The sequence below is a fragment of the Janibacter sp. CoH_79_TC_3 genome (genome assembly GCF_058197955.1).
The window spans coordinates 20,935-38,679 of record NZ_JBXWIV010000007.1 but is presented as its reverse complement, the minus strand read 5'-3'; the positions used below and the strand labels follow the sequence as shown (position 1 = coordinate 38,679).

At 43.7% G+C, this 17,745-nt stretch carries 12 protein-coding genes; 6 read left to right on the top strand and 6 right to left on the bottom strand.

Annotation, left to right across the window (positions count from 1 at the left end; translation table 11 throughout):
- Positions 1 to 182 precede the first annotated feature (182 nt).
- From rpoD to AC2FA3_RS08015, 3 genes are all read right to left on the bottom strand, one after another.
- Positions 183 to 2,096, bottom strand: a complete 1,914-nt coding sequence (gene rpoD, locus AC2FA3_RS08025; protein ID WP_201543071.1) for an RNA polymerase sigma factor RpoD — start codon at positions 2,094 to 2,096, stop codon at positions 183 to 185.
- Positions 2,097 to 2,735: 639 nt separating this feature from the next.
- Positions 2,736 to 4,886 carry a DNA primase gene (locus tag AC2FA3_RS08020; RefSeq protein ID WP_490509131.1) on the bottom strand — a complete coding sequence of 717 codons (2,151 nt, stop codon included), beginning with the start codon at positions 4,884 to 4,886 and terminating at the stop codon, positions 2,736 to 2,738.
- 140 nt (positions 4,887 to 5,026) lie between these two features.
- Positions 5,027 to 6,190, bottom strand: a complete 1,164-nt coding sequence (locus AC2FA3_RS08015) for an outer membrane protein assembly factor BamD (RefSeq protein WP_490509130.1) — start codon at positions 6,188 to 6,190, stop codon at positions 5,027 to 5,029.
- 722 nt (positions 6,191 to 6,912) lie between these two features.
- Between AC2FA3_RS08015 and AC2FA3_RS08010 the strand changes: the two genes are divergently transcribed.
- The 3 genes from AC2FA3_RS08010 to AC2FA3_RS08000 all read left to right on the top strand — a co-directional run bounded on the left by AC2FA3_RS08010 (position 6,913) and on the right by AC2FA3_RS08000 (position 9,955).
- Positions 6,913 to 8,214, top strand: coding sequence for an RluA family pseudouridine synthase (locus AC2FA3_RS08010; protein ID WP_490509129.1), 1,302 nt, complete (start codon positions 6,913 to 6,915; stop codon positions 8,212 to 8,214).
- A gap of 85 nt (positions 8,215 to 8,299) precedes the next feature.
- Positions 8,300 to 9,196 (top strand): purine nucleoside phosphorylase YfiH/LACC1 family protein, encoded by an 897-nt coding sequence (locus AC2FA3_RS08005; RefSeq protein ID WP_490509128.1) that lies wholly within the window; start codon positions 8,300 to 8,302, stop codon positions 9,194 to 9,196.
- A 129-nt stretch (positions 9,197 to 9,325) separates the two neighbouring features.
- Complete coding sequence (locus tag AC2FA3_RS08000) at positions 9,326 to 9,955, top strand: flavodoxin family protein (RefSeq protein WP_490509127.1); 630 nt, start codon at positions 9,326 to 9,328, stop codon at positions 9,953 to 9,955.
- Between the two features lie 81 nt (positions 9,956 to 10,036).
- Here the strand turns inward: AC2FA3_RS08000 and AC2FA3_RS07995 are convergent, their stop codons facing one another.
- Complete coding sequence (locus tag AC2FA3_RS07995; RefSeq protein WP_201612340.1) at positions 10,037 to 10,285, bottom strand: hypothetical protein; 249 nt, start codon at positions 10,283 to 10,285, stop codon at positions 10,037 to 10,039.
- A 673-nt stretch (positions 10,286 to 10,958) separates the two neighbouring features.
- Between AC2FA3_RS07995 and AC2FA3_RS07990 the strand changes: the two genes are divergently transcribed.
- From AC2FA3_RS07990 to AC2FA3_RS07980, 3 genes are all read left to right on the top strand, one after another.
- Positions 10,959 to 12,413, top strand: coding sequence for a cytochrome c (locus AC2FA3_RS07990; protein ID WP_201612341.1), 1,455 nt, complete (start codon positions 10,959 to 10,961; stop codon positions 12,411 to 12,413).
- Positions 12,414 to 12,718: 305 nt separating this feature from the next.
- Positions 12,719 to 14,320, top strand: coding sequence for a flavin monoamine oxidase family protein (locus AC2FA3_RS07985; RefSeq protein WP_490509126.1), 1,602 nt, complete (start codon positions 12,719 to 12,721; stop codon positions 14,318 to 14,320).
- 1 nt (position 14,321) lies between these two features.
- A complete protein-coding gene (locus AC2FA3_RS07980) occupies positions 14,322 to 15,029 on the top strand; it encodes a c-type cytochrome (RefSeq protein WP_490509125.1) in 708 nt (235 codons plus the stop codon).
- A 190-nt stretch (positions 15,030 to 15,219) separates the two neighbouring features.
- Here the strand turns inward: AC2FA3_RS07980 and AC2FA3_RS07975 are convergent, their stop codons facing one another.
- Both AC2FA3_RS07975 and AC2FA3_RS07970 read right to left on the bottom strand, forming a co-directional pair.
- The gene (locus AC2FA3_RS07975; protein ID WP_490509124.1) at positions 15,220 to 16,512 is read right to left on the bottom strand and encodes a hypothetical protein; all 1,293 of its coding nucleotides are present in this window, start codon (positions 16,510 to 16,512) and stop codon (positions 15,220 to 15,222) included.
- A 174-nt stretch (positions 16,513 to 16,686) separates the two neighbouring features.
- Positions 16,687 to 17,730 carry a cell envelope integrity TolA family protein gene (locus AC2FA3_RS07970; RefSeq protein ID WP_490509123.1) on the bottom strand — a complete coding sequence of 348 codons (1,044 nt, stop codon included), beginning with the start codon at positions 17,728 to 17,730 and terminating at the stop codon, positions 16,687 to 16,689.
- Positions 17,731 to 17,745: the final 15 nt, after the last annotated feature.

The following is a 17,745-nucleotide window of genomic DNA, read 5'->3' as shown; positions in this document are numbered from 1 at the left end:
GAATTAATTGCTTATGTAATGCTATAGCGGCTCAATATTTAATGGATAAAAACTAATAGCTATTAAATAACAGCCATCAAATAGCCGGCATCAAATAACAAGCACAAAAAAGCTGAGACATGCTCAGCTTTTTTAGTTTGTCATTAAGAATGTTGATATGTGCTTAGCACATACTATTTCAATTAGTCATTTTCAAGGAAAGAGCGTAAATGCTCAGAACGTGATGGATGACGCAATTTACGTAGTGCTTTTGCTTCAATCTGACGGATACGCTCACGTGTCACATCAAACTGCTTACCAACTTCCTCTAACGTATGATCGGTTGGCATATCGATACCAAAACGCATTTTTAGCACACGTGCTTCACGCTCAGTCAGATTACCCAATACGTCACGCGTGGCTTCACGCAGACCAGCTGCGGTCGCATCATCAACAGGGCTTGAAATCGTACCATCTTCGATAAAGTCACCTAGGTGTGAGTCTTCATCGTCACCGATAGGCGTCTCCATAGAGATAGGCTCTTTGGCAATCTTTAGCACTTTACGGACTTTAACTTCGTCCATCTCTAAGCGTTCGCCTAATTCCTCAGGCGTTGGCTCGCGACCCATCTCTTGCAGCAATTGACGTGAGACACGGTTTATCTTGTTAATGGTCTCAATCATATGCACAGGGATACGAATCGTGCGTGCTTGGTCAGCGATAGAGCGGGTAATCGCCTGACGAATCCACCAAGTAGCATAGGTCGAGAATTTATAACCACGGCGGTATTCAAATTTATCGACCGCTTTCATCAGACCGATATTACCTTCTTGGATTAAGTCCAAGAACTGTAGACCACGGTTGGTATATTTCTTAGCGATAGAAATTACCAGACGTAGGTTAGCTTCGACCATCTCTTTCTTGGCACGGCGCGCTTTGGCTTCACCAACCGCCATACGACGGGCAACGTCTTTCATGTCGTGAATTTTCATGTCGAGCTGTTGCTCGTAATCACGAATTTTACGTTGTAGTAAAATCACATCGTCAGCGACTTTTTCTAGCGTACCCGCAAAAGCAGGCTTACCTTTGATACGCTCAATGAGCCAATCAACGTTGGTTTCATTGCTAGGGAAAGTTTTACGGAACTCATCGCGCGGCATACGACCACGGCGAATGACCAAACGCATGATTTGACGCTCTTGTTTACGCACATCATCATAAACATCATGCATGATAGCCATGACTTGGTCTGACAAACGATTGTTTAGCTTGAGCATCATAAAGCGTTCAGCAAGTAAAGAATACGCAGTATCGGCTTCTACGCTACCACGGCCATAATCAAGCAAGGCTTGTTTGGCTTTGATAAATAAGTGTTCGATCTCTTCTAGGCGCAGACGTACTTCTTCTGGATCGATACCGCCGGTTTCTTCTTCGGCTTCTTCTTCAACTTCTTCTTCGTCTTCGTCATCATCATCGCGCGCCGCTTTTACTTTGGCTTTGATAACAGGCGGGTTTTCCTTTTCTTCTTTAATACGCTCGCGCTCTTCTTTCGCCGCTTCTTTGGCTTCTTGGGCAGCGATCTTGTCTGCTTCAGTTTCAGGATCTAAAAAACCAGTGATAACATCAGACAGTTTTTTCTCACCATCTTGTACTTTTTGATACTCGTCAAGGACGAACTGCACTGTGCCCGGCCAGTAAGACATGGCATGCTGCACGTCACGAATACCTTCTTCGATACGCTTGGCGATGGCAATCTCGCCCTCACGGGTTAAGAGATCAACCGTACCCATTTCACGCATATACATACGCACAGGGTCAGTAGTGCGACCAGGATCGGTCTCAACTGCTGCTAATACTGCGGCTGCCTCATCGGCTGCTGATTCGTCATCATTTGAATCATCGTTCATCAAGATGTCATCGGCATCGGGCGCAGATTCAAAAATTTTAATGCCAACGTCCGTTAGCATTTGCACGATATCTTCAATCTGATCACTTTCAGTAATAGAGTCGGGCAGTTGGTCATTCACCTCAGCATAGGTCAAATACCCTTGCTCTTTACCCATTTGGATTAAGGTGGCCAGTTGAGATGTGGACTTAGAAACTGACTTATCGTTCATAAATACTCGCTTGCTTGTATCGGACATTTTTATATTGTGACTCGCTATCGCTCGCTGGGTGCGTTGATATAATCAATCGATTCATCAAGATATGGCGTAAAGGTTGTCAATAATAACAAAAATGAGTGGATATGAATAAAGGCTCAAAATACTACAATTACAATACTAAAAAACCGCTAAAAATTGGTCATGCGCAAAATACTTCAAAATCATATTATCTAAAAAATACTATTAATTAAAAAACAACACTACCTAAGAATACTGTGAGCTAAAAAATGGCAATCCAAAAATACGGCGTTTTAAAACTTATCTTTTAAAAAGCGCATTTAAAAATGTATACCTAAAGCTGTGTTTTTACCTAAAACAGTGCTTAATGATGCGGGTTTATCGTCATCTATTAAGTCGTGCTATAAATAGTTAGCGACACAGTTTAACACAAACCAGCATAATCAAGCACGAGCTAGTGATGCTCGCTGCTATTTATCTACCAATTATTTTTCACCCATTGGTTTTTTATCAGTAGCCTAATTGAGGGCTGTATATGCAACTTGGCATAATCATTAATAGTGGGGGCAACTGCGATGCTTTTAAAGGGTTGCTGCCTATAAATAAAATATAGGACGTGTCATAGAATAGCCGTTAAGATTTCACCGTTGCCATTTGTGCCGATTGTTCTGCTTGCTGAGCGCGTAACCAGTCATTTAATAATTGTGATTGCTTACGGACAATCGCCAGCTTTATATTGTCAGGGTTTTTCACCAAATCTTGGATTTTTTTCTTCATATGCCGTTCAATCAACTGGCTGACCAATTCCTCAACCAAACCATCAAGGCTTAAGATATTGCGCGTGGTAAGCGCTTTATAAAATCCGCCCCAATCGCGGCTAAGCGTCTCTTGGGTTGTTGGTTTGACATTGGATAAAATAAAGTGTGCCGCTGCATTGACGTCTTTTGGCAGATAATTAAGACAGCGCTTAATGGTGCTGACGATATCGAGCAGAGCATTATCTTGCAAGTCCTCCCACGCTAGTGGACGCAATGTATCGGCAGAGGCTTTTTGTTTAATATGAGCCGGCAGCTGTAACTCATTAATACCTGCCTGCTGCCAAATGGCTTCGATAGGGTCATCACTTAAGGCGCGCGGTTGGAATAAAAAGCACAGCTGCAGCTGCTGACTGATGGTCATATCACCATCAAAATCTAGCAGCGCGTCTTTAGCATCTTTGTTCTGATTGCGTTTACCGCCAAGCTTTTGATAAATATCATTGTTCAAAAGATAGCGAAAGCTACTGCCTTTAGGTAGAGCGGTGGTCAACGCCCGTACCTGTGACATAAGCTTGGCTTTACCTTCGGCCAAGGTCAAGTCATAACGCTCACTTAAATAGGCAAAAATATACTGTGATAGCGGCATGGCAGTAGCGATTTGTTCGCGCATCGCATCTGCACCCTGACTTTTAATAAAAGTATCAGGGTCATGATTGTTAGGTAAGGTTAAAAACCGCAGCTCTTTATCATCGCCAAGCACGGGCAGAGCGACTTCAAGGGTACGCCAAGCGGCTTTTTGCCCCGCGCTATCACCATCGAAGCTCAATGTCAGGGTAGGGTTTAATGTCAATAGCCGTGATATTTGACTCTCATTAATCGCCGTACCCATAGAAGCAATGGCACCATAGATACCAGCTTGATAAAGGGCAATGACATCCATATAGCCTTCGACCACCAGCCAATCATTTGCGCGCTGCTGGCGAGATTCATAGTAGCCGTATAGTACGTGCTGCTTATGGAAAACGGGTGAGTCAGAGGAGTTGATATATTTGGGCTTCACTTCGTCATCGAGCGCGCGACCACCAAAACCAATGGTACGACCTTGGTTATCGCGAATCGGGAAAATAACCCGATCACGAAGCAAGTCGTAATCACGCCCTGATTCTGATTTGCGTACTAAGCCTAATGCTTTAAGGCCTTCAATATCCTGCGGGAATTGATGCTCAAGATGCTGCCAACCAAATGGCGCATAGCCAAGACCAAAGGTTTCAAAAATATCTTCTGTGATACCGCGTGATAAAAAATAATGGTTGGCATGCGGATGAATGGTGAGATTGTGCTGATAAAACTGCTGTATCTGCTCTAATAGCTCATAAAGATTGCCGTCTTTATCAGAGGCACTATTGTCATCGTAGAGAGCGGTAGTATCAGCATCATTAGTCAACCATGCAGGCGGATAGCCATTATCAGCTTGATGCTCTGTATTATAAGCATCTGAACCATAATCATCCGCCATATAAGGCATAGAGTCATAGGAACCTAGTGGCGGGTAGTTCTCATAGCTATTGCTATTATTATAATTACTATCGTTATAATCCGATTGCACATGCCCTGATGACGTATCAGCAGATACTTGCTCAGTGTTTGAATGTTTTTTCGGTGTGTGAGTTGCTACTACGGGCTTTACAATTGGCTGTTTTTTACTACGCTGATAGCTGACATTTTGCTGCTCTTCTTTTGGCACTTCGATGCCCGTTTGTTTGGACAGCTCATTAACCGCTTCGATAAAAGTTAAGTTTTCATAATCACGTAAAAAACTGATGGCATTACCACCGACACTACAGCCAAAGCAGTGATAGATGTTTTTTTGCGGATTGACATAAAAAGAGGGCGACTTTTCGCCATGAAACGGGCAGCAGCCTTTGTACTCACTACCGGCACGTTTAAGCGTGGTATGACGCCCAATGATACTGATTAAGTCAGCTTGGCTATTTAATTGCTCAAGAATATGATTTGGGATGCTCATGCAAAAAACAGTTTACCATAGGTCAATTATTTTGGAACAGACAGATTAAGCGATATATAGCAAAACAAGGCCAACAGAATGTTGACCTTGTTTTTGATGATAGGCGCTAAGCGTCTAAAATAGACGAGAGTAGTATCAGCCTACTCAGCAGGTAATGTGGTACGGCGTACAGGATTGACGTTTTGTGGATCGACATCGGCTTCTCTGGCGGCATCGCCGGTGCTCGATTGACTGGTCACGCGTTCAGCTGATGCTTCAGGTAAACCTAAGCCAACATTGATACCGCTATTAGCGCGCTTAGGAGACATATTTAGAGGTGCATTAGCATTGGCTGCTGCCGCATTATCACTTGGCAATCTTAATTGGCTGGCATTACGGATCACTTGGGTTTTGGTAGCACCATTGTAATCGCCTGTCGCAACTGAGGTGTCTTTGTTAAAGCGGTTCAATTGCCCAAAGGTCAATTTAGTAAACAAAGTGCGCTCACGTTTGGTATTGAGTTTGACGCGTCCATCAGCGCTGAGCATATTTGGATAGTTGATTTGCAACAGAGTTTTATATTCTTTTGCCAAGTCGTCAAGACCGAGTTTTTCATGGCTATAAGCCAATACTGCAAGGGCGTTAGGCACAGATTCACTTAATGGATAATATTGGAACACCCACTTGGCACGGTTTACCGCAGCGACATAGGCTTCGCGCTCGATATACCAGTTTGCCGCGCTCATCTCACTTTCGGCGAACTGATTATAGATAAAGGTCATGCGCTGTGCGGCGTCAGGCGCATAAGGGCTGTTAGGGTATTTATTGATAAGCTCTTGGAAATTAGCAAAGGCAATACGCAAATACGCGGTATCACGCTCAGCTTGATTGAGCTTAAACAGTTTTAAGCCTTCTGATGAGCCTTGCATATTGGCCACGCCGCGTACGTAGTAAGCATAGCTGACTTGCGGATTAGAAGGATATAGGTTAATGAATTGCTCAGCGCTGGCTGCAGCGGTCTCAAACTTGCCACTTTCGTATTGGGCGTACATCATATCGAGCAATGCTTGCTCGGCATATTGTCCGGTTGGATAGAAGGTGCGAAGATTGGTTAAATCTTCGATAGCTTGCGTGTAGCGACCTTTATCAATCTGGGCGATGGCTTCGTTATAATAACCTTGCTCTGACTTCTCAGCAGTTTCAACCGCATCCACGTCTTTACCGCCAGTGAGGTTTTTAAACGTTTGACAACCCACCAAGTTAACGCTTAGCGCAAGTAGGGTGATTGAGGACAGTTTGATAAACGTATTGCCAACAGCTTGCATACTTCTTCTCCGACACAAGACGCGTAATAGCAGCGACGCTATTAGGCTAAATAGTAAAAGGGTAATAAAGGTAATAATAAAAAACGATGCTTGCGGCATCCGCTAACTGTCTGCTATCGAGTAGGCGCTATCAATAAGCACACTCATTATCAACATGATTTTTATCGAATGCAATTTTGCCAATGTTAATAACATCAATTATTTTAAAATTCTTATTTTAAAAATTCAGTGCCACAGCATACAGCAAAACATGGCTTACTTTATAGAATAACGTTTGCTTCGTCTATTTTTTCGTTATCTATTTTGTAGTTAAACGACCAATACTTTATATATGGTTGCACTAATGCTTTATGTATGGTGGCCATGGTGACATTGTTCCGTAGTTTAGCATGAGCCGCCGTCACGAGCGATATTGAATATGGCTGACAGGAGCAAATATACAGTAAATTACAGCCAAGTCATATTTTAGAGAGTTAATAGACCGCGTAACCTACATCACCTCAGCGCTAAACAGCCATCTCATGACAATCGTATGACAGTGATAAAATTATAGATAACACACAGCTTCTGTAGGGCTTAGACGTTCAGCGTGTTACACTATGACGATGTGACTGTTGCTTTTTTTGACCTTGTTTATTTTTAATGGTCAGTAAGCGCTAGTCTGCTTCCTTATGAAGTCGGCTTACAAAACCGTAAGCGACTTTGCTATGTATGAATCCGCTATGAATAATGATGCTATGACGACTAAACTACCTAAAAATAAATCCCTAGATGCTGATCTTTCAACATCAGAAGTGCTAACCGCCCAAGAGCTATCGGCGCAAAAATTAGCCATGAAAGCTTTACCAACGAAAGGTTCACCTGTGCAAAAATCAACGATGCCAAATGAGTTATTAGAGGAAAATGAGCTGCTTGATGACAATGAAAGTGCGCTCGATGAGCAGATACAAGATATCTCCGATGACGATGACGAGCTCGATGAATTGATGGACGGCGACGTGATTGATGATGAAGATGAGGAAAGCGATGGTGCCGCGCCAGTCGCTGGGCAAGCGGTTCCTGTCATCATTGATGTTACACATACGGTAATAGAAGACGAAGCGGGTTTACGTATTGATAAACTGGCGTCAAAAATATTTACCGATTTTTCACGTGTACAGCTACAAGGTTGGATTGGTGATGGCAGCTTGCTCTATAACGGTAGTGTACAAAAGCCAAAAATTCGCGTCAAAGCTGGTGATATCTTGCATTTATCGACGACCCTAGAGCAGCATAGTGAAGATCAGCCAGAGAATATCGACCTCGAGGTGGTTTATGAAGATGATGATGTCTTAGTGATTAATAAACCTGTCGGTATGGTTGTCCATCCTGGTGCTGGCAATCAGACGGGTACCTTGGTGAATGCGCTCCTATATCATTATCCGCAGCAGCACCATCTGCCGCGTGCCGGATTGGTACACCGTATTGATAAAGATACCTCAGGGCTATTGCTAATTGGTAAAACCAAGCCCGCGCAAATGGCATTGATGGAGCAGCTAAAAGACAAGTCTGTCTATCGTCATTATCAATGTGTGGTCGCAGGGGATGCGGCAAGTTTATTGCGTCATCGCCGTATTGACGCGCCGATTGGTCGCCATCGCAATCAGCGTACCAAAATGACGGTGATGACGGCAGGTCGTGAGGCAGTCACGCATTTATTAACCGTGACCCCGCTTAACGATAACTATTGTTTAGTGGACGTCAGTCTGGAGACAGGACGTACACACCAAATTCGTGTGCATCTTAGTCATATTACCTATCCGATAGTCGGTGACCGCGTATACGGTGGTCGTCGTCAATTGCGTGCGGGTTTAACAGAAGTGCAGCGTCAAGCGATTAATAATTTCCCGCGCCAAGCCTTGCATGCCTATACCTTAGGTTTCGTTCATCCAACGACGGGCGAAGATATCGAAGTCACAACACCAATTCCTGAAGACATGCAGCAATTGATGGCGGTCTTAAGCGATGGTTATGACGAAGAATAATCATTAATGACTTAATGATGTTTATTTAAGAAGCATAAATTAGCGGTAATGCTTTAATAATAACGATAAAACTGGTGCGCCGACCATGCCTAGCATAACAAACAATCTGCCTATTACCTTGCTCGCTCAGCTTGATGACGTGGCGGTTTTCCAAACCGCCGCTTTTACTAGCGATGATAATAACGGTGCTAGTGCAGTTAATTTAAAAGATTATCGCCCAACAGACGAGAAAAGTCAGACAAGTTATGGCTCGTTAAATTTAGGCTTGCATGTTAATGATAACGCTAAAAAAGTCTTAGACAATCGCATGCGTCTATTAACGGCTATCAATGAGCAATTAACAGAAAAGCAGCTCAAGCCTATTAATAGCTTGTACTGGGTCAATCAGGTTCATGGTAATCATATCCATGACATTGACAAGACAGCGCTCAGTATGGAGCCTATGGCTGCCGATGCCATGGTCAGCCAACAAGCGGACTTGGGGCTTGCGATTATGACCGCCGATTGTGTGCCGATAGTTCTATACCAGCCAGCAACGGGGCAGATAGCTGCTATCCATGCAGGCTGGCAAGGGCTGGCATGCGGTGTCATAAAAGCAACGGCTGAGCGCTTTAGCGGTGCTGAACCAATCATGGCATGGATTGGGGTTTGTATCAGTCAAGAAAACTATGAAGTCGGCAGGCAAGTACGAGATAAGCTGCTGGCAGGCTGTATCGATAATCAGGCTTTATTAATGCAGCATTTAGAGAGCTTTGAAGAACGTTACGTCTTAGCTACTGAGACGGATAAAATTAAGCTGAACTTACCAAGGCTTGCCGCTGATCAATTAAATAGCGCAGGAATTATAGTCAGCAATGATTCCGCTGTACCTTGCAGCTATGCTGACCCACATTATTATTCTTATCGGCGTCAAACGCATCTTGGGCAGCCTGCAACAGGACGTATGGCATTGATTATTAGCCGCAGCGCTTCTATAAAGTAGTTATGCCATAATAAATACGCTAGTTTTCTCGATTAGTTAAGAGTTCTGGTCATATTGCGATAGTTCACCGGACTCCCTTCTTTATTTTCTATTTTTACTTCATTTTTAATTGCCATTATTAGAGTTTGTATGAATACATCTGTCACAGCGTCTGCCATTTCAACCCATGATAATGATGTTGCCAACTTATCGATGGCTGTTATCTACCATAGTAACTACGGCCATACCAAACGCGTCGCCGAAGCGGTGGTGATGGGTGCGCGTCAGCAATTAGCGGAAACACAGGTCAAGGCGGTCGATGTTCATGATGTCGATTGGGATTTTTTGGATCAAGCTGATTTACTGGTGTTTGGTAGCGCCGTGTATATGGGCAGCGTGACGGCAGGTTTTAAGACTTTTATGGATGAGACCTCCAAACGTTGGTATCATCGGAAATGGGAAGGGAAGTGGGCAGCAGGTTTTGCCAATTCAGGGGGTCTTAGCGGTGATAAGCTTGCCGTCCTACAGCAGATTTGTCTCTATACCATGCAACATGGGATGAATTGGATAGGTATGCCGCTAATGCCAACGGGTCACGAAGCGCATGACTTAAACCGTCTCTCAAGTTTTTTGGGTTTGATGACCCAGTCGCTTGACGGCCCACCTGAGAAAACACCCGGAGAAGGCGATATCAATACCGCTATTTGGTTTGGCGACCATTTGGCTAAGACCATTATTAAACATCAGCCTAAACCACAAATAGCAGCTTCTGACAGTTAGAGTAAGCAGTCGCTATAGATAATTTATTAAGCGTAAAACATAAAAGCAGATATCCATCCGGTATCTGCTTTTTTATTGGTTTTATGGCGCGTTATTTTGTATTGAGACTTTATCAAAGATACTTTGAGTAGAAATAGTTTTAGTAGGCGCGGTGGTATCAGAAGCAGGTGCAGTCGTAGCGTATATGCTGTCAACAATGACCGCTTTGGCGGGAACAGTTTGTATAGGAACGTTTTTTACAGGGATGGGACTCTCGACAAATTGAAAAGATTGGCAAGCTGTCAAAGGCATCGTCGCTGCAAGTAACGTTATAAAGGCAAATGATTTCATAAAACATCTCAGGCGATAAGTAGCACCATTAAAATAGTGCAACGTTAAAATAGCGCTCATCATAAACAAAATAAGGTAAGACGCAAAAGAGGATTTGTTAGTAATACAATAATTTTCCTCGAAATCAGGCTGTCACTAACTCATAGCTATGTATCTATTATGTACGCTCAAAATTATCAAAAACAACTAATAAAGACAAGTTTTAGAATATAAATCACTCTATATATTCGTTTTCATAAATAAATTAAGTGTTAATACGACTTTAGTAATTGTTTTTAAAGGGATTTATTGTATTATTTATAATTATAATATAAAAAAGCATATCATCTAACTAAGAGTTAGCATGGATTCAACGTTTCTTTAAGTTTTGTAAAAACATGCAGTAAATGAGTTACTATTCAAGTAATAGTAGTGAAATAGTCTTACATTAGTGAGGTGAGTAGACATTCTTTAGTAACTATATTCAATAGCTATATTTATTAACTACTTTTATTAAGTTGTTTTTATCACACTCCTTTATTAAGCATTTATGGACGATTTGCTACATCATTTAATGGACTATTCGTTGAGTATGACCAGTCGTAAGACTTTACTCAATATCATTTGCTCAACATCAAATGCCTCGTCCCAACAATAATTACAACACCCTAGGTGCCAGCTATATGAGGATATTATGAAGCCACTTTCTGTGATGTTATCGATGCTTGTCATTGGTATGACCTCCAGTGCCGTGATGGCTGAAGGTGCTAACCTTCCTAATGCCAACTTACCCAATGCTAGCTTGCCTAATGTAAGCCCTGCCAATAGCGAGCTTGTCAATCGCGGTGCCTACATTGCTCGTGCTGCTGACTGTATGGCCTGCCATGGCGAGAACTACACTGGCGGTACAGCGATTGAAACTCCGATGGGAGATATTTATTCAACCAATATTACCCCTTCTAAACGTTACGGTATCGGCAATTATACCGAAGCGGATCTAAAGAACGCTCTACAAAAGGGTCGTGCGCCCAGCCATATGCTGTATCCGGCCATGCCGTACCCTTCTTATAGTGGTATGAAAGAAGAAGACATCAGCGCATTGTTTGCTTATTTGCAAACTGTACCGGCCGTTGATGAAGCCCCTAAGCAAAAAACTGACCTGCCATTTCCTTTTAACATCCGTAGCTTAATGCTTGGTTGGAATTTCCTCAATATACCGTCAACTGAAAAGCGTGACGGGCTTAATGAGACGCAAAAACGTGGTGAATATCTGGTCAACAATCTAGAGCATTGCGGTACTTGTCATACCCCGCGTAATAGCACTATGGGTTTTGATAAAAAAATGTATTTATCAGGCGCGCAGCTCGGTCATTGGCATGCGCCAAATATCACACCTGATGAATCAAGTGGTATTGGCAGTTGGAGTGAGCAAGATATTGTCACTTATCTACGTACCGGCGAGCTTGATCAGCGTGCCTATGCTGGTGGTCCGATGGGTGAAGCAGTCGCGCACAGTACGCGTTATCTAAAAAATGAAGATTTGAACGCGATTGCCTCTTATCTAAAAGCCGTACCTGCTATTCAAACCGATGACAAGGTATCTGCTGTCAATGTGGCACGTTTACCAACACCCATCAATGAATCCATCACTCATGACTTGCTTGCGCAAAAAGACTACTTAGCCCAAGCAAAAGCAGAAGTTAGCAGCGGTAGTAATTCACCAAAAGCCTTATATCTAGCAGCATGTGGTAGTTGTCATGGGGTCGACGGTTATGGTCAGCCTGATGCACGTTATGCGCCTATCGTTGGATTGAGTAGTCTTCGCCGCGAAAAGCCTGATGCGCTTGTCAATATGATTCTTCACGGTGTAGAAGGGGCGACGAATACGTCACCTATCATGCCAGGATTCTCAGAAGAGCTGAACAGCGAACAGATTGCTGGCATTACCAACTACGTCCGTACCAGTTTTGGTGGTCATGCAAATAGTGAGGTAAGTGCTGCCGATATCGATCGCATCGCGACGACAGGCGTCGATAAGCCCTTCTTAATTAAGTACGCGGGCTTACTGGCGATTATCGGTATTATCGTCGCTATTTTTGTCATTATATTTATTATACGAGCCATTTTACGTTCTAAGCGCCGTCGTTAATGACAAACTAGCTATCAGTCATGACTTTTATCATTACGATTTTGATTTAATTTATTTAAATTGGGGCTGTGCAGATAGCAAGAGATTGAATAAAACAGCGGGTTATTAATCTTACAAATGCGTTTTAGACCATCATTATAAGACAGGGATTAATTGGAATACGGTAAGTAGGGCAGTTTGGCAAATAAACGCAGAATTAGACCAAGCTGAAAGTTGATAAAAATGCTTATCGATAAAAATAAGCGCTTATTAATACAACCACTGCCTACCGTTATGCACGAACGTCTACTTCAAGGAATATTATTATGAAAGACATGCTTCAATCACCCACGCGGCGCCAACTGCTCTCGATGATTGGTAAAACAGCGGGCGCAACCGCCATGTATCAGGCGATGACGACGTTAGGATTTGCCTCAGAATCGAGCTTTAAAGAAACCATCGATCTGAAAGGTGCACCGCCGGGCGCTAGTATCGTCATTCTTGGTGCTGGTCTTGGCGGACTGACGGCGGCTTACGAGTTACGTAAAGCGGGCTATAACGTCAAAGTCCTCGAGTTCCAAAATCGTGGCGGCGGTCGTAGTTGGACACTCAACAGCGGTGATAAATATACAGAGCTTGGCGGCGAAGAAGTTACTTGCGATTTCGAAGAGGGTAATTACTTCAATGGTGGACCATGGCGTCTGCCTAGTCATCATTATGCTGTCTTCCATTACTGCAAACAGTTCGGCGTTGAGATGCAGCCATTTATTCAAACCAATGACCGCGCTTATTTGCACCGTAGTACCCATTTTAATGGTGTGCCGCAGCGCTTGGGTGATGTAAAAAATGATATCCAAGGCCATGTGTCTGAGCTTTTATCAAAAGCGGTGAATGTTGGCGGACTTGATCGCTCAGTTAATAAAGAAGATAAAGAGAAGCTACTAGAAGGCTTAAAAGGTTGGGGTGTGCTCGATAAAGATTATCGCTACCGCGCCAGCAATGCGACCAGTAAGCATCGTGGTTATAGTGTTTTTCCGGGTGGTGGCTTGATGCCTGATGAAACCCCATCAAAGCCTTTGCCTATCAGTGAGATATTAGATTCAGGCATGTGGGCAGATATTTATGGCAACCACATGACCTATGCGCATCAGCCAACGATGTTTCAGCCTGTTGGCGGTATGGGTAAAATCGGCGATGCGTTCACTCGCGAATGCCGCGATATGATTGAGTTTAATGCCAAAGTTACTAAGATTCATCAAGATGAAAACGGCGTTACCGTAGATTATGTTGATAGCAACAGCCCAAATGGCGCGACCAAAACCATCCGTGCTGATTGGTGTGTCTGTAATATTCCTTTAACGGTACTGACCCAACTTGATATCAACGTCTCAAAACCCATGAAAGAAGCGATGGCAGCGGTACCTTATGAGACTTCTTATAAAGTAGGCTTAGAGTTCAATCGCCGCTTTTGGGAAGAGGATGAGTGGATTTATGGCGGTTTGACTTATACTGATATGCCTATTGCACAGATTGCTTATCCTTCAGAAAATATGTTCAAAGACGGTACGGGGGTGTTATTAGGTGCGTATGGCTATGGTCCAACGTCTTATAAATTTAATACTTTAACCCCGCAAGAGCGCATTAATGTCGCGCTTGCCTACGGTAAATATATCCATCCTCAGTATCCAAAAGAGTTCCGTGCCGGTACGTCAGTGGTATGGCATCGTATCCCATGGACACTTGGTTGTTATGGTATTTGGAATGAGTCGACTCGTCGTCAGCATTACGACACCTTGTGCAGTATTGATAACCGTATTGTATTGACGGGCGAGCATTGCTCACACATTCCGGCATGGCAAGAAGGCGCTATTTTATCTGGTATGGATGCCGCCAAGCGCCTACACCAAAAAGCAAAAATGCTGGGTTAATATGAATAACTATAAGAATTCAGAGGCTATCATGGACAATGCAATCGTGAAGAAGGCAATCGTGAAGAAAAAAGTCATGAAAAACATGACACCCAAACTGCTGACTGTGATGTTGCTGACTGGGATGAGTAGTGCAGCACTTTTAGGCTGTAGTCAACAGTCAGATGACGTACAGACGGTGGCGAGTATACATGAGCAAGACCCCGTCACAACGGATGATTATCAAGCAAGTCGTAATACAGGCAGTTGGGGCGGCGTTTATATGAGTCGTGAGGAGCTTGCAGCACCTGCTATCAATATCGTTGATCACAGCTCACTTCCTACTATGGAAAATGATCCAAGTATTGCTGAGTGGGACGCAAAGTTTGAAGGAACAAATGCTTTTGTGACGACAGATGGTAAAAAGCTGTATCACGACTCTTGCGCTGCTTGTCATATGCATAAAGGCGAGGGCGCTTATGGCGCAGGCTATTATCCGCCACTCGCCAATAACAGCAAAATGCAATCGAAGTATTACATCATTGATATCTTAATCAATGGCTTTCGTGGCATGCCATCGTTCCATAAGATGATGAATGATGAGCAGATGGCGGCGGTCACTCAGTATGTCGTCAGTGATTTAAACGGTTTTACTGATACGGTTACCGCTGAAGATGTGGCACAGCTAAGACATGCGGTTCCGCCAGCCAGCGATCCAAGTGATGAGTAATGCAATGAGTTAATGTTTTAGCTAACAGTTTTAAGTATTGGTTTTTACTTACTTATAGCTAATTTTAACTATAAAAGTCGCACCATTCTTTGAAGTCAAAAAAAGCGCCTAATATTTATTAGACGCTTTTTTATATCTGAAATTTCGTTTCTAGGGTTTCATTAACTTGTAAAACGAAAAGTTAATTAAGCTATTTAGGGCTCGATGACCAGACAGGCGAGCGGATAGTACCCTGACCAGATTTACCAAAGGATTCGCCACCGTTCAGCGATTTGATGGTCAGTACGCCTTTACCGCCTTGCTTTGAGGCGTAAACCACGCGCTTACCATTGGGCGAAAAGCTTGGGGCTTCGTCGATACCGGTATTGCCCAAGTTGGCAGTGACTGCGCCACCACTATTCATGATGGCAGCTGAGCGACCACTTAAAAAAGCAATCTGTGAGCCATCGCTACTAAACTGCGGGCTGGTCGCATAACCACTATTTGATACTTGAGTCGTACGTCCTGAACCAAATTCATAACGATAGATGCGCGGTTTGTTAAACCCTGCACGGTCACTCACGAAGACAAAAGATTTGCCATCTGGTGCGTAGCTTGGTTGTACTTCACTGCTTGGCCAATTGGTGATACGTCGAGGCTGACCGCCACTAGCGCTCATCTCATAAATATCGGCACTACCTTCAAAGCTACTAGAAAACAGTATTTTGCTACCATCTGGTGAAAACGATGGGCTAAGATTGCTACCTGGGAATGGCGTTAATGGTGTCGCACCACCACCGCTCACGCTTTGTATATAGATAACAGGGTAAGATTTGTCGCGCTGGACTGAATAGGCGATGCGATTGCCATCAGGTGACCATGTAGGCGAGAAGATAGAGCCTGCCACCTCTGTAATAGTTTTGGCGTTTTCGCCATCAGCATCCATGATCTTTAGGCGTGATACTTTTTCTTTGCCAGTGCCAATCTCTTCGATATAGGCAATACGTCCTGAGAAGTCACCGGGAATGCCGGTGATAAGCTCATATACTTTATCAGCGATAACGTGAGCTGCATAACGCATGCTTTCTTTATTATTATCAGCAGTTAACGTTTGCTTACCTTCTATCACGCGTCCTGTTTTAACCTCAATAACTTCATAGTCGGTAACAACTTTACCGCGATTGCTTCGCGTGCTACCGATGACAAGATAAGGAATGCCCATACTTTGCCAAACCGGTAGCGTGCCTGCTAACTCGCTACTACTATGCGGCTGCTGCGGTAGGTTTTGGCTAGTGACTTTAAGCTCTGTTTTGCTTAGATCATTCGAGATAATAGACGATAAGGTAGTGTCACCGGCAAAGGGCACAAAAGCCACTTGGCTTTGCTGTACTGGAATCTCATAATCCAATTCTAAAACGACGGGTGCCGCAAAGACGCTAGGAGCAAGCATCAAGCTTGAGGTGCTGGCAAGTAAAGAGAGGCATAGTTGTTTATGGATGCGCATGACCAAATCGAACTCCTAGGTTGGGATAATGTTTGTTATAGGCTGTAAACTAACGGTTAAATGCTATCGCAGCAGATATAATTTTGTCGTAGTGATTATTAAGTCATTCAAACTAAAGTGTTAGCAATGATGTTTAAGCTAAAGTTAGCAATAATATCGTCTTAGAGCAACTGGTTAATTGCTGCCCTTGAACTGTATGGTAAAGGTAGGATATTTAGGGTCATCGGCATCAATCGGTAAGCTGCCAGTATTTAACACCGCTTGCTTAGCAGCTTCATTGACCGCGCTGTCAGGCCCTGAGGCGGAGACACTCACCACATTACCACTGGCATTGACAGTGATGGTTAAGGTGGTGCGCTGCGTCGAGCCCTTCGCTGCTGTCGGCGGATTATAGTTTCGTTTGATAAGGTTGACAATTTCACTGTTGCTGGCACCGCGGTTGCCACTTGATGCCGAGCGACTGCTGCCTTTTGCGGTACTTGAGGTCGTGGCGTCACCAGATAATGTTGATTGCCCATCATCTCCTAGGCTAAGCGTTTGACTTGCGCTGCCAGAACCACCGGTATTGATTTCTATATTTCTATCATTAGCAGTAGGGCGTTTAATCTTAGGCGGGTTATTTTGTTTGTTGCGAAAATCACCCAACCTTTTTTGCTCTTCAATAAGCTGTTGTCTTTTGTCTTGTTCAACTTGATCATGTTCTTCGAGCACAGATTCATCTAACTGCGCTGCCCATTCCGCCATATTACGCTCATAATCTTGATTTTGTTCAAGTAGACGTTGGTGTTGCTCTTCGCTCATCAACATCGGGCGACTAGCGGGGTCATTGGAATGAGTAAAAACAGGCACACGCTCAGAGTTTGGCTGAGTTTGGCTGTCGTAGCTGATACTACTATCAGTGCTATTTTCTGACATATTACTTGATGAGCCACTTGAACTGCCGTCGGTCTGCATGGCGCTGGCCGCTGCTGCACGATTGGCAATTATCTGTCCTTGCATCTCAGCCAGTTGCTCAGGGGATATCATGACGGTTTCAATAGTGCCCGCAGTCTCGACTTCCATATTCTGATAGCTATAAATCAAGATACCAATCACAAGACCATGTGCCAGTAAACTGAGCAACGTAGGCAAGGTTAGCCCGTTACCTTCAGGTTCGGTCGGCACATAAACGGTCGGTGCATTACGCATGGCACTGATACTCGAAAACAGGATACTCAAGGATACGGTACTCGA